This window comes from Mesorhizobium japonicum MAFF 303099, assembly GCF_000009625.1.
GTDB classification, from domain to species: Bacteria; Pseudomonadota; Alphaproteobacteria; order Rhizobiales; family Rhizobiaceae; genus Mesorhizobium; species Mesorhizobium japonicum.
The window spans coordinates 321,577-341,263 of sequence record NC_002678.2; the positions used below are offsets into that span (position 1 = coordinate 321,577).

A 19,687-nucleotide genomic window follows, 5' to 3' on the forward strand; every position below is an offset into this window, starting at 1 on the left:
CCTCACGGACGCATCGCCGCCGACCCAGAACCGAGCAACAGAGCCTCTGCGACCTTCGAAATCGCTTTTGTCGGGATCGGTACCGGGCTCGCAGCGATCAGCGCCTTAACCACAGCGTCGTGATCTCCTGAAACGAGACCGCGAGCGAGCGCTGAATTGGCCGCGTTTGCTCCCTTGCTGCGGATCGCTTCGACCACCGGGCCCAAGCCCTTCAGCGCGCCAGCGCGACCCAATCCCAGCAGACCGCCGGCCTTGTAGCTGTCGACCATGCCGAGCCCGGGCACATCGCCGCCGTCAAGGCTTTTCACAGCCTGGAGACGCGCGGCGGTCGCCGAGTTCTTCGTGACGAAGTTGCTGGTGTTGGCGAAAGTCCTTTCGGCGTCGAGCACATCGAGCAAGCGCTGCGCCTTGTCTTGCCCGAACAGCGTAGCCAGCCTTTGCGGGTTCCAGTCACCTTGACCCTTGATCAAGCCCTGAAGCGCAACACGGTCGTTCAGGTTCGTGCCAACGATGCGCTCGATTTCGGCCCGCGCGCCCTCCCGGAGCCGGACGGGTACTGCGGAGGGGCCGACCTGCATTCCCTGAGGCTGAGCGCCCTGCTGGACCTCTTGCGCGAGTTCCGCCGGCCTTGGGGACTCCCGGCCGCTGGAAAGCACCGTCTGGCCCCGCTGAACCGCATCACGCTGGCGGGCAAGCTCGGAATATTTCGCATCGACTTCCTTGATGCCAGGAACCGATGCGCGCAACTCATCATCGATCGCCTGTCGCGCGGTCGAAAGCGCATTCAGGGCGTTTGACCCCTGGGTGGTCTGTAACATGTCGTCGACAGCGTGCCGGGCGTTCAGCAACTCGCCGGCATCAGTCACCAGAGAGTTGCCGGGCGGCGGCTGGCCAAGGGCGCGAGCCTGGGCAATCTCTTGCGGGGTCGGCACATGGTCCAGCATGGCACGGACGCGCTGCAAGACGCGCTGCGGTTCGCCCCGCAACGTCTGAATGTCCTGGTCGAGATATCGCGCGATCGGCAAGGTATCGACCGGGCCAGCGTTTTGAAGGGCGACCCGGTACTCTGGCGAAAGCGCGGCCTGGTTCGCAGTGATGCCAGCGTTGATCTGGGATGGAACCGGCGCAGGGCCAAGTTCGCTATCCAACGTGCTTCGGATGCGCTGGTTCGCACCTGCATCTCGCTGCGCGATAGCATCCTGGATAATGCCGCGCGCCTCTCCGGGCTTCGCCACAAGGCCGGCGGCCGTCTGCTGAAGGTTCGGACCAGCATCGGCAAGCATGGCGTCAGGGCCAAGCCGGGTAAGCCGCTGCTGTACGGCTTGAGGCGTGAGCCCGTCCGCGTTCATCGCCCCGGTGATCTTGGCAAGTGTCGCCCGCGAGAAGTTGCCAAGCTCCGATGCACCAGGCCGGGTCAAATAGTCGACCGCGCTGCCGATGCCCTTTCCAATCAGAGTGCCGCCGCCTGGGGCGATCAGGCCGAAACCTGCACCGATCAAACCTCTCCTTTCCATCGCAGCAGGATCGCCGCCCGAGCGCACCCCGGAATCGGCGGCGTTGATCGTGCCGCCTGTCAACGCGCTGACAACTGAGCGCATACCAAGCCCAGCTTCACCCGCGCCGAACAGCTCCGGAGCAGCGACGACGGCAGGCAACGTGCCTGCAACAGCACCCACGATATTGCCGCTGCCGGCCGTGTAAGGATTGTCGTTTACAGCGCGGTTTGTGGCCTGATCGGATGCATACCGAACATCCGCCTCCGACTTGCCAGACAGCGCCGAGTTGACTTTGGCACCAAGGCTTTCTGCTCCCTGTTTCAGATATGGCCCGACGATAGGGACGCCGTTGAGGACTGACGACGTGAACGCAAGCCCAAGGTCGTTGCCCGTCGTGTACTGCCCCGGAGCGACCTCCCCAGTTTGCGGGTCATAGCCTTTGACGCCGGGCGGAACATAGACCGGCACGCCCGGCGGCTGGTTCGTCCCGGCAAACGGATCATGGTCGACCGGAACAAGGGCCGGCGAAGCCTGCGCCGGCACGGCTACCGGCGCCGCGGCGGCCGGTGTCGTTGCAAAGGGATCGGTGTCGACCGGGACAAGCTGGGCCATTTACGGAACCACCTTCAGATACTTGCCGGGCCGCGCCGGGTCCGGAACGTACCAGTTGCCGTCTGGTGCCTTGGTAGCGCCAGAAACCGGCGGCGCGCCCGCGCTCGTCGGCGCAGTCGGATCCGGGAAATCCGTCGCTGTCGGATCGGCTGGCTTTCCCGTCAGCGGGTTGATCAGCGGATGATCCTTGTCATATTGCGCCACGACATCCGCCCATCCGCCGGGATCGTTGGCGTATTGCTTGTGCGTCGCCATCGAGCCGAGTTCGTAATCGTGCTGGGCCTGCTGAAGCTTCAGATCGACAAGTGCCTTCTGGCCGGCGACGGACATCTGGATGCCGGGGTTGTTTTTCAGATAGGTCGCGAAATCGAACTGCGTCGGCCGGGATGCAAGGCCCTTGGCGTCGGCGGTGGCAAGCTGCGTCGACAGTTTCTGCAGCATTTCAGTCGGGCCGGCCTGATCCCCAAAAGTGCCGGGGAAGGCATTCGCCAACATCTGCTTCCCGGCAAGCATCGTGCGCGCGCCCGGTCCAGTGCTGATGTTGTTGCCGTACTGGTCGAGCACGCCCTTGATCATGTTGAGGGCCTGGAGCTTGGTGCGGGCATCCTTAGCGGTGTTGATGTAATCGGCCATGTTCGCGCCGATAGCCTCGCCAACCGCCTTGTTTGCCGCATTTTCCTGATTGAAGACGACGCTTTGCGCGCCCTCTTTCTTCAGGTTCATCTGGTATTCGCTGAACGGGATCGGCGCTGTTCCCAGAGCCTTCGACTGAGCCAGATAGCCCTCATAATCCTTCATGGTGTCGGTCCGGGCGATGGTGCGCGGGAACGGCGAAGCATAGGGATCAGCCTGACCAGTCTGGCCAGGCTGTCCGCCAGCAGCCTGGCCGCCTGTCTGGCCGCCCAGCAGCGTATCGGCGGTGATCGGGTGCGTAGGATCGGCCGGATTGAACATGTATTCGTTGCCGGCGGCATCCTTGATGGTCTTGAGATCCGGCTGGCCCTTGATCTGGCCAACAATCTGCCCCGTCATCGAATCCACTTCGGCGGTCACGCCATTGCCGAGGGAAACCATCTCGATCTTGTGCGGCGTCAGGCGCGCGGACAGCATGGAGCCGATAAGCTGCTGCTGATTTTCAGACATCCACGGGTTGCTCATGGCCTGCATGAGCTGCTGGACCGACGGGCCTTGCTGCTGCATGCCGGGCGCGATGGCATCGGAGCTGCCGCCAGCCATCACCGGCAGGCTGGCATCCTGCGGCGACATGGCTTGCGCGACCTTCTGGACGCCCGGAGACGACGGGGCCGCTTGCTGCGGCTGCTGCGCACTGGCAAGCGCAGCAGCGACCGTTGAAGGCGCCCCGGCCGGCGCAGGCGGGTTTGCCGCGCTGAGTGCCTGCACGACGCCGCCCGGCCCGCTGAGTGGGTCTTCCTGCATCATGGTCGAGAGGACGCGCTGCCCGGCCGGCGAGGTCGCGCCGGGCGCTCCTGGAACGTAGCCCGCATTCGGGGGCGGCGTCGGGATCGGTGCCGAGGCCGGGAGCGAAGGGCTGGCCAAGATGCCCGGATCGGTCGGGGCTGCATTTGCGGCGGCCGCCAGGATTCCTGGATCGGGTGCGGGCTTCGTTGCTGGAGCAATGCCGATGCTCGGGTCCAGGCTGGCGGTCTGTACCGGGGGCGCGGCGCTCGCTTGCGTCTGGCCAGGCATAGCAGGCGGGAGCGGCACCTGATCCGGCGTCTGGGCAAACGCCAATGCGGGGCCGCTTCCATCGCCAGAAGCCGCATTCTGATCGGCCGGCGCGCCGAAACCCATCTTCTGATAGGCCAGAGCATTGGCGAGGCGCGTTCCTTCGCCGCCCTTATCGTAGGGACTGCCGTAGGCAATGAAGGTCTTCAGCGCCCGGTTGGCCGACGGGATGTCATTCGAGGCGAGGAAGTCCTGCCCGCCCGGATGGTTCTTCAGCTCTTTGACATAAAAGTCCATCTGGACATCGGCATCGGTCGGGCTCTTGCCCGCTTGCTGCGCGAACTGCCGAAGCGCATCGGCGCGCCCGAGCCGCCACTGGTCGAAGCCAATCGCGCCCTCGCCCGGGTTTACCGCCTCAGGACGAAACTCGCTTTCCTGTTTCCAGTTGCCGAGCGTGGCATAGGCCTGGGCATCATTGAGTCCGCGCGCCTTCAGGCCGGCAAAGACGGTCTGCGGATCGACCGAACCGGATGCGCTCTTACTGACATCGACCGCCGGCAATGTGCCGTCTGAATTGGCCATGCCACCGCCTGCCTTGGCGGTGCCGGGTGCGGCCGGGAACGTTCCCCCACCGGCAAGGCCGCTCATCGTGTCAGCGGCCGATGCGCGTCCGGCGGCATCTGCGGCGGCAATTCGGCTGTTAAGCACGTTCTCGACGATGCCATCGCCGAGTGCGTTCAGGCCCTCGCCGACATTGCGCGGCGCGCGCTGCGACATCATGAGCGCCTGGACGACGGCCCGCTTTGACGCAAGACCGGCAGGCGTTTCCTTGTTCGGATCGTAGATGAACGAAAGTGCCATGCATCAGGCTCCCAGCGACAGGGCTTTGCCGTAGTCGACCTGACGATATCCGTCGGGACGACGCGAAACGGCATCGGGGCGGACCTTCTCGACTTCGCTGGCCATGAGGCCCAGCCGCATCGGTGCGTCGGCCGGCTCGCCTTTGTAGTGGAATTTCCAGAGGCCCATTTCCGGCGTGATGTCGGCCAGCCGTTCCTTGTCCTTCTTGGCATCGTCGTCGGACAGGCTGATCAGCTTGCCGCCGAGGCCGAACAGACCACCGGCCAAGCTGCTCGCCTGCGACATCTGGGCGTTGTAGGCGTCCATTTTCTGCTGATAGTTGTTGGCGATGATGCCGGCGTTGTCCGTCGTCGGAATGGTGCTCGGCGTGTAGGCGGCCGCTTGCGGGTTTGAGACCTGCGACCCGGAAAGCAGCGCCGTGATCTCGTTGATCGGCTGATTGCGGATCGCCTGACCTTCGGCAAAGGCTTGCCCATGGCCCTGCAAAATCAGTTGATCGGTCGCATCGTTGGCGTGCAGTGCCTGCTGCGTCATGGCGCGGTCATAGGCGGCCGAGCCCAATTTGATGCCCTGGTTGGAAAGCTGCGTCTGAAGCGCGTCGGATTGCTGGGCCAGGATCGGATCCAGCCGTTCCCTGCCGAGCTGCAACAGCCGGGACTCGGTCGCATCGTTCGAACCATCGAACGGGGTCGCCATGTACTTGTTGAGGAACGACGACTGGTTGTTGGCCAGCGTGCCGAGGTTCAACTGCGCCTTATCGGTCTGGTCCTTGATTGCCTGCTGGGCCGGCGAAAGCGTCGTCGTCGCCGTGCGCGTGGGGATCTGATAGGTCTGCCCGGTATAGGGGTCCTTGATCGATTGCGAGCCGTTGTTGGTATAAGTGATCGTGCCGTTGGGCCCGACCTGATCGGCATTGTTCAGATACGAATTCGCAACCGCCGTGGAAATGTTCGTACCGGTCGATGCCGCCGAGGTTTCCTTGGGATCTGGAGGTGTCGGTGCGCTAGGCTTGCCCATGAAACTTCCTCGTGAACCTGCTGTTGCGCCATTGGTCGTCAGTGAGCGTGAAAACGAAGCCGTCTTCGTCGCGGCCGCGCATGCGTTCGATAAGATATGGCGTGAAGCCGAAGGCCTTGGCGATCCGCACCATACGTTCGTTCCTGGCCGACACCTGAAGCACGACCATCTGGCAACCGATCTGGTCGAACGGGTACGAAAACATGATGTGGCGGACGTTCGCAGTCAGCCACCGCGGCGTCTTCGAAGCGCTCGAAATCTGGATCAGGCCGGAGCGCGGTTGCCAGTCATGGAACACCATGCCGGCAACCAGTTCGTCGTCGTCATCGAGGACGCCAATGGCCTTGCAGTTGCCAAAGCCGGCTTCACAGCCAGGCGTCATATCGGCGACGAACCGCGCGACTTCATCGCTATGGTCGAACAGCAGTTTCAAACGACCACCGCGCCAACTTCATAGGTCATGTCGATCTCCACCAGTTCGGCATCGGGCGTTGGCGTGACGCCGCTCGTCACCTGAACCTGTGGGGCGATGATGAACCCGGATTGGCCCACCGACGTCCATTTGGTCGTCACGGCCTTGACCCACCCGGCATCCCAGACGGCCTTGTCCCAAAGCCCGCTGTCCCAAGTGTCCAAGGTGACGTCATCGGGCGCCGATGGCGGTGGCGATGGCAAGGAAACCTGATAGTTCGTCGACACCGACAGCTTCGGAACGAACTTGCGGCTGGCGATGAACACGGTCCTGGCCATGTGGATGATCTTGGTCCGCGCGACCGCCTTCATATGGTCGAACAGGCCAACATAGGTGCAGACGTAGGGCATTCCGTCGTCGATGCCGCCTACCTCGCATTGCATGATCTTGCCATCCGAGGTGCCGAAATAGGCCCAGCCAGCGTGCAGGACCAGGCAACACGCATCCCAGCCGGTGTAATCCGCCCATGCCCCGGTTTGCAGGTTGACGACGAAGACCTTTCTGTCCTGTCCCGGGCTGGCAGGCAGCGCCACGATGCCCATGTTGAATTGCGGCCATTTCAGCAGCTCCCATGGCAGGACGGTGCGCGCGGCGACTTCCTTGCGCCAATCTGGCTCGATGGCCCGCGTCACGCTGATCAGCGCAAGTGCCGCAGCGTCCTTCTGGATCGCCTGCGAGATCGGGACAATGCCGTCGGCCATGCCCATCAACAGATCACCACCGGCCTGCATCAGGGCGCGCGGACCAAGCAGCGGTGACATGGCATAGCGACCGACGAGCGACCATGCCGTTGCATCGGCGGGGTTGGTCCCCTGGAAAACAGCAACCTCGCCGCGATCGGAGATGATCACGCATTTGGCGTCGATGCCACCGCCAGTCTCAAGCGACCAGGTTCCACCACACAGCACTGATCCGCCGTCCTGGAAGACGCCGGCCAATGAATAGGCCTGGGCAGTGCCCGAAATGCTGTCGACAGGCAGAAACCAGACATTCAGGGTGTTTTTCTGAACGAAGAACTGCCGGTTTCGATAGGTCCAGATGAAGGACAGCTGGTTGGTGTTGATCGAAGGCCCGAGCGCGGCAACCGTCGTCCACGTCGTGCCATCGAACTGGCGCATGCTGTCCGTGCCGTTGAGCGCTGAGAGGTAATAACCGCCCGGCGTCGGCATCTGCACATAGGAAAAATAGCCACTGGTGAGGCTGGTAACGACCGCCGTCGGTGGAACGGTTGGGCTGGCCGGCGTCGTGACATCGAAAATATTGGTGCCGTCGGCAGCGAACATGAAGCTGCCGGCCGGCCCGTCGTACGACATCATGCTGACGACAGGGATTGTCCCTATCGTCGCATGCCTCGCCGCACCGCCGCGCAAGCGGATACCGGTGCTGGTCGGGAACCAGTTCTCCAGCACCTTGGCACCCTTTGGCCCGGCGGCGGCAAGGTTCTCATTGGAAATCTTGCCGCGCGTCGGCGCGGGGAATGTCATCGTGCTATGCCGTTGCTGGGCTTGCGCCTGCACCGGTACGCGGCGGAAACCGGCCCTCATGGCGTGATGATCCCAGGAAATGCCAGGTCGGTGTCGACTGGTGTGCGCCCGCGACCGACAGCGATGATGTTCGAGCCCTTGTCGGCACCGGCGTAGACGGCCAAGGCGTCCTCGTAATTCGTCATGTCCTCAGCGTAGGCCTGCCCCTTGTTGGCCTTCCACTGCCAGATCATGCCGAGCTTCAGCACGCGCTCGTCGAGCCGGAAAACATCGTCATCGGCGGTGAAAGCGACCTTCGGCGCGCCATCCTTGTCTTTGATGATCTGGTTGGTGATGTAGTAGAATTGCGCCGTCGAAAGATTGGCCATCGCCGGCTTGATCAGGATCTGCTCGCCGATCATCGTCCAGGCACCAATGATGCTGCGGAAATTCTGCACTGTGATGCCAAGCCATTGGTCAGTATCGGAATAGTGTGTGTAAGGCGCGAACGGACTTGCAGACGGCCAGACGCGTGCTTTCTTCAGCATGCGCTTGTAATCGGACGGGAAATTGAACCCGACCGTTGAGCCATCGCCTGTCAGCGTGCAGAGGGTCTTGAACTTGGTCCAGTCCCTCGTGTCGAAAGCGATCCTCTGCGCCATCTCATTCGAAAGCGCCTGCAACTCGACCAGTTCGCGGTCGGTCGCCGAAAAAACGGCCGTCGGCACATTCAGGCCGATGACCGGGCATACCTGCTGGATGACGCTGAGGATCGTCATGGCGGCTTACGACGCCAGTTCCTTGGCCGCAGCGACCAAGGTGTCCCGGTTTGGATTGCCGCGCGGACGACTGCCGGTTTCCTTGGCGATGTAGACCTTCAGCGCTTCATCATCCATGGCGTCGATCTCTGCGAACGTCGGCGGCAGGACCGGCTCGAAATCATCCGGTTCGGGCTCGAGTTCGGCCGGCTCATCATCCTCCGGCTGTTCGTCGTCTTCGATTTCCTCGCCGGCCTTGATGCGCTCACGCCTGGCGAGCGCCGCGTTGGTGAATTCCTCGCGCATGCGCCGCTCTTCGGCCAACTGCTGGGTCAGGATCGCGACCTGAGCGGCAAGGTTGGTCACGTCTGCCGAGCCTGCAGCATTGTCGATATAGGCCACCGCCTGGTTCTTCAGTTCGCGGCCGCCCATGCCGAGCTGCTTCAGCGGCATGCCGTCCAGTGACGCCAGCGCCTCGACGGTGTGGACGTTGAGCGCCTTCAGTTCGCGACGCTTGGATTCGGTGAGGAACGGCGCTTCGGACAGCGGCGTGCCGCCCATCGGCTGGGCCACGCCGCTCTTATAAGCCAGATACTGCGCATTGTAGACCTGCGCATAGGTCATCACGCCGCCACCGTTCGCCATGCTTTCGCGGGTGGCGTTCGGCTCGGCATCATGCGCCGGAAAGGTTGCCCTGGTCTGCCGGTTGGCGGGAAACGTGATGTCGCAAACCTCGATATCCGTGAAGATCGGGCGCCCGGCTTTCTTGCTGGCGGCCTCGTCGGGCTGCGTGTGCGTGCGGAAAACGACGTTCGTGACGTTCGTGTTGGCCTGCGAATTCGTGTGCGCATTCATAGGATTTTTTCCTGTCTGAGAGGTTGCAAAAACGAAAGCGGGACCCGAAGGCCCCGCTTGGTTGTCGAAGGTGTCGAAGGGTTAGACGATCTGACCCTGCGCATAGGGGTAGTTGATCTTGACGACCGCCAGGCCGGCCGCCGGGGTGCCGGTTGCCGTTTCATTGCGAGCGTTGACCACCTGTTTGCCGTTCGCCTGGGTAGACGTCACCTGGCCGGAGCCAGCGAGATAGACCGGGCCAGGACCAGCGGCGAGCGTGCCGTTGGTTGCAACGACCGCCGAGCCGAAGAGCTGATACCAGCCGTACTGCCCGGCCACGTTTGCCGACATGGCAACCGCGAGCGGCGCATTGAGGTTGGCGGTCGACGGTGCAAGCGCCGTCTGCCAGGTCGGCGTGCCGGCGTTGGCGCCGTCAAAGGTGACGAGGGAACCGACGATAGTGCCGGCGACGCCGAGCAGATAGATGAACTCGCCGACGCCATACACGGGATCCTGTGCCGTGATGATGTCGCCGAGCCAAGGGCCAGGAGAGCCGCGCCCGAGGGAAAGCGTGCTCGCCGTCGGGGCAATGGTGGAAGCGATCGGCGGAAGGCCGAGATACGGAGTGTGCGGAACATAAGCCATTTTCGGACCTCCTTAAGCGGCCGGATTGCTGTCGAAGAACTTCCACTGGAACAGCGGATTGACCATGGTCAGTTCGCCCATGAAGCCGATGTACTGGACCACGGCGTCCTGGTTGATCGGGACCATCGCCTTGCCGATCTTGTTGAAGTTGCGTTCGGGGTGGTAGCGGACACGAAGATTGTCGGTGTCCAGTCCATAGGTGGTATTCGCCGGCATATTGGAGCCGATGCCACCTTCAAGCACGATGTCGGCCGAGCGACCGGCGCCGTAGTATTTCAGCGACGTGAAGCCCAGCTTGCCGAGGGCGTTCGTGTCATTGACGCGCTGGATGGCGACGGTGGCCGCGTCATAGGCCGCGTAGTGCTCGCCCGACATCAGCAGCATGTCAGCGGCTTTCTTGCCGCGTGCGCGCTGCGTCATGATGCGGTTGAGCATCGGGCGGACCGTGGTCGCCGTCACCTGGGTGCCGATGTCCACAGCGAACGAATTCGCATCGAACGACGACGTGCGCCAGATGGCGTTGGCGCCGCGATCGATACCGCCATAGGTGCCGGAGTTGTTCACGGTCGGAACCGCCAACTGCATGCCGCCCAGCTCACGGCCGCCGAAGCGGGTGCCGTTGCCATGAAGCGAGATGTCGACCTCATCTTCCAGCTCGCTTTCGGCGGCTGCGATGTGGGACTCCATCATGTCCATGATCTGGTTTTCGCCCTCGTTGTTCAGGATGTCCTCGTTGGAGAGGGTGACGGCGACCGCACACATTTTCGGCGTGTATTCGGCGTCGTTGAACAGCTCGGTGGGCACCGGGTTGAGGAACCCGAAACCGTTGTACCAGACCGCCGATCCCGTCTTCGTGTAGAGAAGACGCTCACGGATGCGCGGGCCGGAATACTCCCGGAAATTGCCCTTGCTCTGAAGCACGTGCAGAAGCGCGCACGAGTTGGAAACAAGGTCCTGGTAGCCTTGCGAGCGATCCTCAAGGGCCAGGGACAGAATTTCCTGATTTTTTTCGACTGAAGTAAGAGCCATTTCGGCCCTCCTTTATGAACGCGGATCAGCCGGTCTGGGCCATTGCCCGCCGGAGCGAATCCTTGATTGAGGTGGAAGCTCGCTTCGTCGCCGGGTCTGAGCCGGCCGAGGGCGCGCCTGTGACTGATTTCTGGCCCTTCAGGGTCTGAGCCTGAGGGTCTGGAGCGGTGCGCGTCTGAGGCGCTGCTGTAACCGATCTCGCTGCGGCGGGGTTGAGCCGTTCCGCCAGCGAATATGCTTCGGCCAAATCCTTGGTTTTCCCCGACTTGAGGAAAAAGGCGATGTCTTCCGCCAGCTCTTCGAACCGGGGATTGTCAGCCTTGAACTTTTCGACCTGGGCTTCGATGCCGGCGACATGCTGCTGCTGCATCGACGTGGTGACGCCGCCGACGCTCTGCTGAAGCTGTGCGACCTGCTGGCGAAGCTCGCGGATCGTGGCGTCGTTCTGGCTTTGCACCTGTTCCGGCTTCTGGCCGACCACATACGCGGCCAGGTCGCGCAGCGAAATGCCGGCATATTCGCAAACCTGCTGGATGCCCTGAAGCGGGTTGGTCAACAGGGTCCGTTCAAGATTGGTGTAGCGGGTCATTGCATCGCGCAGCGACGTGTTGTTCCGCTTCGCCAGATCGTCGAAGTCCTTTACCTGTTCGAAGGCCTCCGCAGAGACGCGGTGCTTCTCGATGCCGGCCTCAAGCTCGCGGATCGACCGGTGAACAGCGGCCTTGACCGGCTCCGGGGCTTTCTCCCATTCGGCCATAGCGGCGGCGTCGCTCTTGAAGCGTGCCGGCGCCTCATGATGGCTGGTCGCCTTCGGTTCGGCCCTCATGGTCGTGTCGGCCGGCTTTGCCGTGGTGGTGGTCTCTGCGCCCTTGGTTGGCTTGGGATCGGGCAGCGCGGCCTTGTCCGCCGGCTTCTCGCCCGTCTTCGGCTGAGACTGTACCGGCGCCGGCTTCTTGCCCTCGTCGCCTTCGTCGGCTTTCGCCTTTTCGGCGACCTTCGCTGCGGCCGCCTTCAGCGCCTCGCGGGTGGTCGGGGCCTTGTCGGCCTTCGGTTCCGGCTTGGCCTCGACCGTCTTCGGATCGGTGCTGATCGGATTCGGCGTCGAAACCGGTTCGGCGGCAACAGGGTTCGTCTCGGCGGGCGCCGAAGCGCCTCCGTTCATGTCGTCCATTGGATTGCTCCGTCTGAGGGATTGCTGATTATTGAGGCGAAACACGCTCGCCGCGGTCGAACCGGGCTTTTGCCTTTTGCACCGTGTCCTTGATCGCCTTGCGGTCGACCTTGGGCTTTTGCCGACGGCGAAGACGCGCCGGATCATTGCCGACTTCCTCGACACCGGCCTGGCGATAGGTTTTCCGCAGTTCGGATTTCGAGGTGTAATACTTCCCGTCGAGCATCGATTGTGTCTCGGACATGGTGTCCGAATTGATCATCGGCGCCGACAATGCCGACCGCTTCGGTTTGGCTGTCTCGACCTTGCGAAACACCTGCCGGCCATCGCCTAGGTCAAACCATGCGAATTCCATTCAGATATCTCCTGTGAGAAGCAGGATCGCGACCGTTTCGTCTTCGGCCTCTTGCGCCAGCCGTGCCAATTCAGCCTGATATTCGGCGACCAGTTTCCGGATGTCGCGAAGCCGCGCCACGATGCCATCGGTCTTGATCTCGGCTTGGATGGCCCGTGCCATTTCCTTCAGGTCTGCCGGCTGCTCGGCTGGTTCGTCGGCTGCTCCGTTCGCTTTTCGGGCAGCTTTCCTGACAGCGTTGCGCAGTTTGTAGTGCGCTTCTCTTTTCGCCTGGTTGCGGGCCGCCGCGTGGTCTTCGCGCGGCTTGCCGTCGTGCATGTCGATCTGATTGACAGGCGGGAGAGGCTGAACGGTCCCCGTGATATTTGCGATGTAGCCGCCTGCGAGAGTGGCAGCGAGCGTACCGGTGATGTCTGGAGCACCGCCGGGCGTATAGGTGATGACGATGATACCTTGGCCGCCCGAGAGGTTCGATCTGCCGGCACCGCCACCATAGAGACCGCCGGAGCCGCCAGCGGTCGAAGCGTCACCACCGGCACCGGCTCCGCCGCCCGAACCGTGGGTCGCGTCCCATTCAGTGCCGTTGCCACCATTCCCGCCAACTCCCGGCGTGTCGCTGTCGTCCGGAGAGCCGCCACCGCCGCCGCCGCCATTGGTACCTGCCGCTCCGGGAAGCGCAGTGGCAGCTCCGCCAGCACCGCCGCCGGTCCCGCCGAAATTGTTGCCGCCGGCACCCCCGCTCGGGAAGCTGCTCGCAGCGCCTGTCGATCCCCCACCATTGCCGCCGCCGCCGGAACCACCACCGGAACCACCAGCCGCTCCGTTTCCATGAGGGCCGGCAGCACCACCCCCGCCGCCGTTTGCAAGTCCTCTGGCGCCGCCCGAATATTTTACGTCGCCAATGCCTGATGCTGCATCGCCTCCCAACGAAGCGCCGCCCGCCTTGGCTGCGCAGATCGAAGCCGCGAAGGTGGTTGCGCCGAAGAAGGTGTCGTTGGCGACACCGGAACTTGCTGAGCCGACCGAATAGTTTACCGACCCGCCAGGGGTCAGGGTGACATTGTTCTTCTTCGAGTAGGCGCCACCGCCAAGCAACCCAGCGCCGATTGTCTCAATCGAGTTGTTCGAATTGTTCCAATCAGCCGGAACCGTCCACGTTCCGGCGCCGGTCGTGGTCAGGAATATGACGGTTGCGGCCATCGGTCAGGGATGCGTGATCGTGGCGCTGGTCAGGATGACGTTCTGACCCGATGCAATCGTCGTGCTGGTCAGAATGATGTCGGCCGCCGTCGTGCCGACCGTCAGCCCGGTGATCAACGCCGTTCCGCCAGAATTCTTGATCTGGGCTTTTGCGGCAGTGCCCGCCGCGCCAGATGCGACCGTGCTTGAAGCGAAGGTCAGCGTCCACACTGCGCCCGCAACCGATCCACCCGAGCCGGAAAGCGTGAAAGCCGCCAGAAGCACATTGGAGGCATCGAGAATTTCCAGCGAGCCGGCGGCAACCTGATCGCGGATGGCGGTTAACACCGCCGTCTTGACCGCCGTGGCGAGGATGACGCTCATTGCATCACCGTTTCAGCGCCAATCGGACGGCCCGCATGGTCGCGCACAATGCGCTTGGGCGCCGTGGCGGCCGCAATCATAGCTTTTGCCGTATCTTGGTTGGATTGCACGACCAGTTGCAGAGCCTGCACCAGCGTTTGGCCGAGTTGCTGTCCTTGCTGCACCGACTGCTCGCGAGTGGCGGTCAGCTCGGCCATGATCTGCTGAAACTGTGCCTGGTTCATCTGGTTTGCACCATCAATCGAGAAGTCGGGCGGATAACCGGCCTCGGCCAGCTTCGACCGCATGTCGGCATCCTTGACCTGCATGTCACGGGCATGTCGGGCATTCTCGTTGCCAACGCGGATCTGCGCTTCCTGCACCTTCACGTCGCGCTCGGCCGCCAGCGTCTGCATCTTGTAGGCGTGCTCCTGCGCATGCGATTGCGCTTCGGCCTCAGATTTCGCTTGCAACGCCTGGATTTCGGCCTGGGCCTTGAGCATCGCAGGATCCGGCGGCGGCGGCTTGGCCTGCGCGGCTGCCGCCTTCATGTTGTCGGCAAACTCGTCGATCGCGGTATCCATCTGGCGGCCGACACGGAAGGGTGCGATTGCGAACTTGAGCAATTCGGCCGCGAAAGGTGCCGTTTCCGGCCTTGCCTCGACCATAGGGCCGAGCTGGGCCAGGACACCGGCAAGCGCCGTCAGGAATTCCGCTCGGCTCGCTTTTTCGGCCTGCTCGTCGGGCTGGATTGTGCTGTCGGTCTCGATATCGAGGCTGAACGCCCGAATCTTCTGGTCCCGAAGAAACTTGATCACCTGGTCAATGGTGACGGTGGCTTTCTGGTCGTCGACCTGTTTGCTGAGCGCCTGAACCTGCTGCTGCGCCTGGTCCATGATCTGCTTGGCAGCATCTGGGTTTTGCTGCGCCATCTGCTGGACTTCGGGGTCCGTCTTGGCGTGCTGAAGCTCGGCGACGATCTGCTGGGCTTGGTTCTCCAATCCCTTGACGACTTTCGCCACGTCGGCGTCGGTCGGCAATTCCATCAGGCTCATTTCCTGCAGAGTATCAGGCTTGAAATTCTCGGCCATGATCTCGACGATGATGCGCACCGTGTCGAGCGCAATGCGAACAAGTTCGGCCTGCCGGTCGCGGATGCGAACTGACCCGTACTGGGTCTTGATGTTCTGCGCGGTCGCCGTCTCGTTCGGATTGGTCTCGCCGCGCATGATGTCGGAAAGGCCGCTGATCTGATAGATATCTTCGATCAACTGCTTCCGAAGCTGAATAAGCTGGGTGATGGTCTGCACCACCATATCCAGCGGAAGCCAGACGATCATGTCCTTCGCGCTGCCACCAAGCATGGCCCAGTTGCTGACCGGCACCATGATCTGCCGGTCGTTGGTCGACTTCAGCGCCGCCTCGATGGCATCGCCGATCTCGCCAGCGCCGGCCGGATAGAAACCACGAACGCGCAACGCATCGGACAGCGCCGAAATGCGGTTCGTGATGTCGTTCACTTCCTCGATTTGGTCCTTGTAAAAGACGAAATCAGGGACCGGGATCAGGCTGTTGCGCTGCACCGTGCCAAAGGCAGGCCGTGGGCACGGGAAGAAGCCTTCCAGCGTCAGATGTGGTTCGCCCTCGTCGAGCAGCACATCGACGCCAGGCGAGACCCACACCACCTTGTTCTGCGACTTGCACCACACTTCCCAGACGCGAGCCTTCAGCTTGCCGTCGGAATTGTTCTTGTCGTCCTTGCGGGTAGCAAACTCGGCGTTCATGTAGGCATCGCCGGACGTGCTGCGGAAACGCTTGCGCATTTCCTTTTTCGTCATCCATGCGCCGCCAGCTACCCAGTCGACTTCCTTCCACTCGCGAGCCGGATCATGTGCGAAATCGCGGCGGTTCTTGTGGTCGATGCAGACCTTTTCGGTATAGTCGTTGTCCTTGCTCCGGGTCTCGTAACGCACCCAGATGCATCCTCGGGCGAGGATGGCCAGGTCATCGCGGACCTGGCGCATAACGCTGTCGATGTCCTCACGCTGAAGCGCAACGGCTGCCGACCTCTCCAGCATCTCAGAAGCGGTGCGCGGGATCGGGCTGCGATCCTGAAACCGTGGGACGATGGCCGGCACGGGTGGCCGGGAATACATCGACGGCTTCAAGACCTCGATGTTGGCCCAGAAAATCTGAAACTGTCGGTCGCGCGTGACGCTGGCGAGCTTGGCCAGGTCGGCATACTGCTTCTCGATGTTGGTGCATTTCTCCTGATAGTCCGAATAGCCGGCCTTTTCCTGATCCGTGATCAGTTTCAGCCAGCCCTTTGAGGACTTCAGTTTCAGCGACGGATCAACCGCATCGTCGATAGTGTCGATCGCATCTTGGTCGTCATCGATCATATGCGAATCCTACGGTTGCCAGCGGCCTCGTCAGGCGCGCCGGGCAGTGCGATGTGGCCTTCGGGCACCTGCGGAGCCGGAACCTTGCTCTTGGCTATCCACGGCCTCGACATGCACGCGTATCGCGTCTCGTCGGCTGCGTGGTCTTCCTGCTTGGTGTCGAGGTCTTCCGGGTTTGCCTCGTCGTGCTGAAGCGCGGGAAGCGTGCGGATGGTGTGAATGCACGTGTCGAAGAAGAACAGCATCGGCCGCCCGTCTCCGTCGCCAGTCAGCCGGCCGCGTAACTGATCCCAGCCGCCCATCGCGCCGCGACCGGCCGTTCGCTTGTTGTCTGCTCGCCGGAAAGTCGAACCATTCGAGCCGGTCGTTCCCCGCGTCATGCGCTCGGCAATCGAGGGGCCACCATCCTGGCTGAAGGCTGCGGGGTCGAGCACGCCGTAAACGATGATGTCGTCGTAATCGCGCTGGCGAACACCGGCGCCGACCGCTTCGGCATGCAGCTTCAGGCCGACGTCGGGCAGGAACTTGCCGGACTTGTCGATTTTGACCCCGTACCACTCCCGATATTTGACCAGTGCGCCACGCGGCACGACGACACCGGGCGCGATGATCGTGTCGTCCGATGCAACCACATACCAGCCGAACGCGAAAGGCTTTGCACTGCCCCAATCCCCTGCCCTGAACCTGATCCAGTGATCCGGGATCGTGAAGGGCTTCACCACATGCCGGCGACGTTCGAAATTGTCGAAATAAGCGCCCTCGACCACGTCCCAGTCGCCATATCGCATGGCGCGCACCAGGCTTTCCGATCCCAGACCCATCAGCCGGTTTTCATAGCCGGGGTCGTTGTCGTTCATGCTCGGGTTGTCTTCGAGCTGGGCAGGGATGAACTGCCGGCGCATGCCGCCTTCGCTGGCCTCGGTCGTGTAGACCTTCATCGCGGTTGCGCCATCGATGAACGTGGCCTTGACGAACTGGTGACCGATTCCGCCCGGGTTGGCACCGCACAGGATGCGCGGGAAGCGGCCGGCGTACTTCGCGGGAAGCTTGATGCCGACCATGCGCACGCGGTTGCGGAGGAACCGGTAAATCACCTCTGTGAAGTGCGTCAGCTCGTCGATCAGAAGGACGTGGATTTCAGCGCCCTGATATTTGAAACGGTCCTTCTCGTCCTTGCAGTGGCAAAGGTAGATCCTGGACCCATTCCAGAACCGAATTTCATCCTCGACGATGGTGCAGAAGCCGCATTCGACCCAGCCGGCGAGCATGGAGCGGAAGCCCTGCGGACCCTCCATGTGGTTTTTGATCAGGTCTTCGCGAATGCGACGAAACAAATAAACCTGAAGGCCCGGGATTTCCGAGCACCACAATATCGCGGCGACGCGCATCAGATGCGATTTGCCGCCACCCGCAGCCCCGCCATAGAGCGCTTCGGTTGCGTCGGTATCGAATGCCACGCCCTGCTTGGCGTGCAGGTGAAGGTCAAGAACGGCTGATTGTGACATTGACCACGGGAGCAAGCGGCAACGGCTGGCCGTCCTTACCCGTTAGTTCGGACTTGTCGGCCAGGCCGAGTTCGCGCGCAATGATGTTGGCGTTGAGCAGGTCCGCCGAGGCGCCTTCGAACTTCTGGGTGCGGATGATCTCTTCCACCTGAGACGTGATGTACGCAAAATCTTCGCGCTTGGCGTATTCCGCCCATGTGACGCGAGCAATGTCGAGAAAGATGCACAAGCCAGAGATGGTCATGGCGCGCATCTTGGCGATGTTCTCGACCTTCACATCGCCCTGGTAGGCGAATGGCTTGGCCTCATAGAGCGGATTGGCATCGACCCATTCGAAGTATTCACAACAGGCCGCCCACAGCTTTTCCGGGTTGACGAAGATCGGGCTGCGACCGTGAGTGCTGCGGACCTTCCAAAACTGGTTTCCTTCGGGAGCAGGCATTGAGGCACCTTTGCGGTCTGAGCGCATGCGGGTATGGTTGCGTCTGAGTGTTTGGGGGTGGCGCTTGGTCGACGAACCGGGAAATTCCAAACGGCAGTGGCGTAGACGCTTCCAATCAACGAACGCGTTGGTCGGTTTCGCTGCCGCCATACTCACCATTGTCGGCATTAGCCTGAGCCAGTGTTATGGCCTTATCTTTCCACCCAGAGCGGAGCTCGAAATAGGCATCGAAGACACATCGGATTTCAAAACGCTTGCTATGCAGGTTGTCAACGATGGTGACGCGCCGGGCGTTGTCAGCGATGAACTGAACTGCGTAAGTGCAGACCTTGAGCTTGATTATCAAAGCGCCGCGACGACCGTTGTACGTGCGAGAGATCGGGTTCAGACGGCATTTAACGTTGACTCTATTTGGGCAATGAAGCTTGGACAGGCGGTCGTCAAGCATAAGGCGCTGTCCCAATCGGAGGCGGCCAACTTCCTTGCAGAGCAAGGGGTACCGGACGAATTCAAATGCTCTATCGGATCCTCGGACGACAAGGGGAAGCTAGCGTCCACTAAGTTTCCACGGAACCAAATCACACTGTTCATCCGTGCTGGCGTGCCGTCGCCACACATAGAGGCATCTTTCAGCAGCCCACTGTGACCTTACTGCTGCGGCGGAGCCGGAGGCGCCAGCACCGCTGCAAGCGCGTCATTGTTCGCGTTCGACTTGGCGACGAGATCGGCCACCTGGGCCTGAGATGCCGCGAGATCGGTCTGAGCCGTCTGAAGCTGCGATGTCAGCGTGGCGTTGTCAGCCGTAAGCTTGTCGATCTGCGCTGCCTGGGTAGCAGCAGAGCCGAATTCGGTGGCGGCTTCCTTGATCAGTGTGGCGCCGGTTTCGAGCGACTTGGCAAGTTCGGCGTAATCGATGGCGGACATGTGGGATACTCCCTTGCGAAAGAGGTTGCGGAGGAATTTTGAGAGGATCGACATCGGGCGGCGCCCTTCTGTTTTGTTGGACTTGCCGCCGGTCGGCGTTGATGATCTGGTGGCGCCAGCATAAGGACATCAGTGTATGACTGACGACGAGATGAAAGCAGTCTTTGCCCTTAGACACGTGCGAGCGCGCATTATGGGCGTCGTTGATGCAAGGGAGCACAAGGGCGCGCAGATCGAAGACCGCTACCTCGGTCAGGCAATAGCTTTTATCGCGCAAGCACCGATGGACGGCTTCGATGTCCGCGCCGCCGTCGTCTTATATGGCGAGCGAGGTAACGAGAGTCTTCGGGCCCAAGATTGCGCGCAACTGTGGGCCAAATACGGGAAGACCATAGCCGAGAATTGAGCGTCACATCGCTACCGACAAAAAACCCGCCTCGCGGGCGGGTTCTTGGCGCATTTCTGCGAATGGC

19 protein-coding genes are annotated in these 19,687 nt (G+C 62.1%); 1 reads left to right on the plus strand and 18 read right to left on the minus strand.

Annotated elements, in window-relative coordinates; translation table 11 throughout:
- Nucleotides 1-2 precede the first annotated feature (2 nt).
- The 18 genes from MAFF_RS36545 to MAFF_RS02930 form a co-directional block, all read right to left on the minus strand.
- Nucleotides 3-2,108, minus strand: a complete 2,106-nt coding sequence (locus MAFF_RS36545) for a hypothetical protein (protein WP_010909384.1) — start codon at nt 2,106-2,108, stop codon at nt 3-5.
- Nucleotides 2,109-4,655 carry a phage tail tip lysozyme gene (locus MAFF_RS02850; protein WP_010909385.1) on the minus strand — a complete coding sequence of 849 codons (2,547 nt, stop codon included), beginning with the start codon at nt 4,653-4,655 and terminating at the stop codon, nt 2,109-2,111.
- Between the two features lie 3 nt (nt 4,656-4,658).
- Nucleotides 4,659-5,672, minus strand: coding sequence for a hypothetical protein (locus MAFF_RS02855; RefSeq protein WP_044547584.1), 1,014 nt, complete (start codon nt 5,670-5,672; stop codon nt 4,659-4,661).
- The gene (locus MAFF_RS02860; protein ID WP_044547586.1) at nt 5,659-6,105 is read right to left on the minus strand and encodes a GNAT family N-acetyltransferase; all 447 of its coding nucleotides are present in this window, start codon (nt 6,103-6,105) and stop codon (nt 5,659-5,661) included. The genes MAFF_RS02855 and MAFF_RS02860 overlap by 14 nt, the downstream gene beginning before the upstream one ends.
- A complete protein-coding gene (locus MAFF_RS02865; RefSeq protein WP_010909388.1) occupies nt 6,102-7,688 on the minus strand; it encodes a hypothetical protein in 1,587 nt (528 codons plus the stop codon). Before MAFF_RS02865 ends, MAFF_RS02860 begins: the two co-directional genes overlap by 4 nt.
- Nucleotides 7,685-8,386, minus strand: a complete 702-nt coding sequence (locus tag MAFF_RS02870) for a hypothetical protein (RefSeq protein ID WP_010909389.1) — start codon at nt 8,384-8,386, stop codon at nt 7,685-7,687. Before MAFF_RS02870 ends, MAFF_RS02865 begins: the two co-directional genes overlap by 4 nt.
- A 6-nt stretch (nt 8,387-8,392) precedes the next feature.
- On the minus strand, nt 8,393-9,220 hold the full coding sequence (locus MAFF_RS36550; RefSeq protein ID WP_010909390.1) for a hypothetical protein: 828 nt from the start codon (nt 9,218-9,220) through the stop codon (nt 8,393-8,395).
- Nucleotides 9,221-9,301: 81 nt separating this feature from the next.
- Complete coding sequence (locus MAFF_RS02880) at nt 9,302-9,844, minus strand: hypothetical protein (protein WP_010909391.1); 543 nt, start codon at nt 9,842-9,844, stop codon at nt 9,302-9,304.
- 12 nt (nt 9,845-9,856) lie between these two features.
- Nucleotides 9,857-10,873: a phage major capsid protein gene (locus MAFF_RS02885; RefSeq protein ID WP_010909392.1), complete on the minus strand. Its 1,017-nt coding sequence runs from the start codon at nt 10,871-10,873 to the stop codon at nt 9,857-9,859.
- 25 nt (nt 10,874-10,898) lie between these two features.
- A complete protein-coding gene (locus MAFF_RS02890; protein ID WP_044547589.1) occupies nt 10,899-12,044 on the minus strand; it encodes a hypothetical protein in 1,146 nt (381 codons plus the stop codon).
- Between the two features lie 28 nt (nt 12,045-12,072).
- Nucleotides 12,073-12,399: a hypothetical protein gene (locus MAFF_RS02895; RefSeq protein ID WP_010909394.1), complete on the minus strand. Its 327-nt coding sequence runs from the start codon at nt 12,397-12,399 to the stop codon at nt 12,073-12,075.
- Complete coding sequence (locus MAFF_RS36555; protein WP_010909395.1) at nt 12,400-13,599, minus strand: hypothetical protein; 1,200 nt, start codon at nt 13,597-13,599, stop codon at nt 12,400-12,402.
- Nucleotides 13,600-13,602: 3 nt separating this feature from the next.
- Complete coding sequence (locus tag MAFF_RS02905; protein WP_010909396.1) at nt 13,603-13,962, minus strand: hypothetical protein; 360 nt, start codon at nt 13,960-13,962, stop codon at nt 13,603-13,605.
- Nucleotides 13,959-16,343 (minus strand): hypothetical protein, encoded by a 2,385-nt coding sequence (locus tag MAFF_RS02910; RefSeq protein WP_010909397.1) that lies wholly within the window; start codon nt 16,341-16,343, stop codon nt 13,959-13,961. The genes MAFF_RS02905 and MAFF_RS02910 overlap by 4 nt, the downstream gene beginning before the upstream one ends.
- Nucleotides 16,340-17,800: a terminase family protein gene (locus tag MAFF_RS02915; protein WP_244420706.1), complete on the minus strand. Its 1,461-nt coding sequence runs from the start codon at nt 17,798-17,800 to the stop codon at nt 16,340-16,342. The genes MAFF_RS02910 and MAFF_RS02915 overlap by 4 nt, the downstream gene beginning before the upstream one ends.
- A gap of 25 nt (nt 17,801-17,825) precedes the next feature.
- The gene (locus MAFF_RS02920) at nt 17,826-18,440 is read right to left on the minus strand and encodes a DNA-packaging protein (RefSeq protein WP_244420707.1); all 615 of its coding nucleotides are present in this window, start codon (nt 18,438-18,440) and stop codon (nt 17,826-17,828) included.
- Complete coding sequence (locus tag MAFF_RS38950; RefSeq protein WP_157865888.1) at nt 18,406-18,738, minus strand: hypothetical protein; 333 nt, start codon at nt 18,736-18,738, stop codon at nt 18,406-18,408. The genes MAFF_RS02920 and MAFF_RS38950 overlap by 35 nt, the downstream gene beginning before the upstream one ends.
- A gap of 200 nt (nt 18,739-18,938) precedes the next feature.
- Nucleotides 18,939-19,214, minus strand: a complete 276-nt coding sequence (locus MAFF_RS02930) for a hypothetical protein (RefSeq protein WP_044547594.1) — start codon at nt 19,212-19,214, stop codon at nt 18,939-18,941.
- 136 nt (nt 19,215-19,350) lie between these two features.
- Here MAFF_RS02930 and MAFF_RS02935 point away from each other — a divergent pair, with 136 nt between their 5' ends.
- Nucleotides 19,351-19,620, plus strand: coding sequence for a hypothetical protein (locus tag MAFF_RS02935; RefSeq protein ID WP_010909401.1), 270 nt, complete (start codon nt 19,351-19,353; stop codon nt 19,618-19,620).
- The last annotated feature ends 67 nt before the right edge of the window (nt 19,621-19,687 follow it).

Bases quoted from the DNA above. Each gene is read 5' to 3' on its own strand.
- MAFF_RS36555 (WP_010909395.1), bottom strand. From the start codon at position 13,599: ATGGCCGCAACCGTCATATTCCTGACCACGACCGGCGCCGGAACGTGG.
- MAFF_RS02885 (WP_010909392.1), bottom strand. From the start codon at position 10,873: ATGGCTCTTACTTCAGTCGAAAAAAATCAGGAAATTCTGTCCCTGGCC.
- MAFF_RS02890 (WP_044547589.1), bottom strand. From the start codon at position 12,044: ATGGACGACATGAACGGAGGCGCTTCGGCGCCCGCCGAGACGAACCCT.
- MAFF_RS36545 (WP_010909384.1), bottom strand. From the start codon at position 2,108: ATGGCCCAGCTTGTCCCGGTCGACACCGATCCCTTTGCAACGACACCG.
- MAFF_RS36550 (WP_010909390.1), bottom strand. From the start codon at position 9,220: ATGAATGCGCACACGAATTCGCAGGCCAACACGAACGTCACGAACGTC.
- MAFF_RS02905 (WP_010909396.1), bottom strand. From the start codon at position 13,962: ATGAGCGTCATCCTCGCCACGGCGGTCAAGACGGCGGTGTTAACCGCC.
- MAFF_RS02895 (WP_010909394.1), bottom strand. From the start codon at position 12,399: ATGGAATTCGCATGGTTTGACCTAGGCGATGGCCGGCAGGTGTTTCGC.
- MAFF_RS02870 (WP_010909389.1), bottom strand. From the start codon at position 8,386: ATGACGATCCTCAGCGTCATCCAGCAGGTATGCCCGGTCATCGGCCTG.
- MAFF_RS02865 (WP_010909388.1), bottom strand. From the start codon at position 7,688: ATGAGGGCCGGTTTCCGCCGCGTACCGGTGCAGGCGCAAGCCCAGCAA.
- MAFF_RS02850 (WP_010909385.1), bottom strand. From the start codon at position 4,655: ATGGCACTTTCGTTCATCTACGATCCGAACAAGGAAACGCCTGCCGGT.
- MAFF_RS38950 (WP_157865888.1), bottom strand. From the start codon at position 18,738: ATGCTTGACGACCGCCTGTCCAAGCTTCATTGCCCAAATAGAGTCAAC.
- MAFF_RS02880 (WP_010909391.1), bottom strand. From the start codon at position 9,844: ATGGCTTATGTTCCGCACACTCCGTATCTCGGCCTTCCGCCGATCGCT.
- MAFF_RS02910 (WP_010909397.1), bottom strand. From the start codon at position 16,343: ATGATCGATGACGACCAAGATGCGATCGACACTATCGACGATGCGGTT.
- MAFF_RS02920 (WP_244420707.1), bottom strand. From the start codon at position 18,440: ATGGCGGCAGCGAAACCGACCAACGCGTTCGTTGATTGGAAGCGTCTA.
- MAFF_RS02930 (WP_044547594.1), bottom strand. From the start codon at position 19,214: ATGTCCGCCATCGATTACGCCGAACTTGCCAAGTCGCTCGAAACCGGC.
- MAFF_RS02935 (WP_010909401.1), top strand. From the start codon at position 19,351: ATGACTGACGACGAGATGAAAGCAGTCTTTGCCCTTAGACACGTGCGA.
- MAFF_RS02855 (WP_044547584.1), bottom strand. From the start codon at position 5,672: ATGGGCAAGCCTAGCGCACCGACACCTCCAGATCCCAAGGAAACCTCG.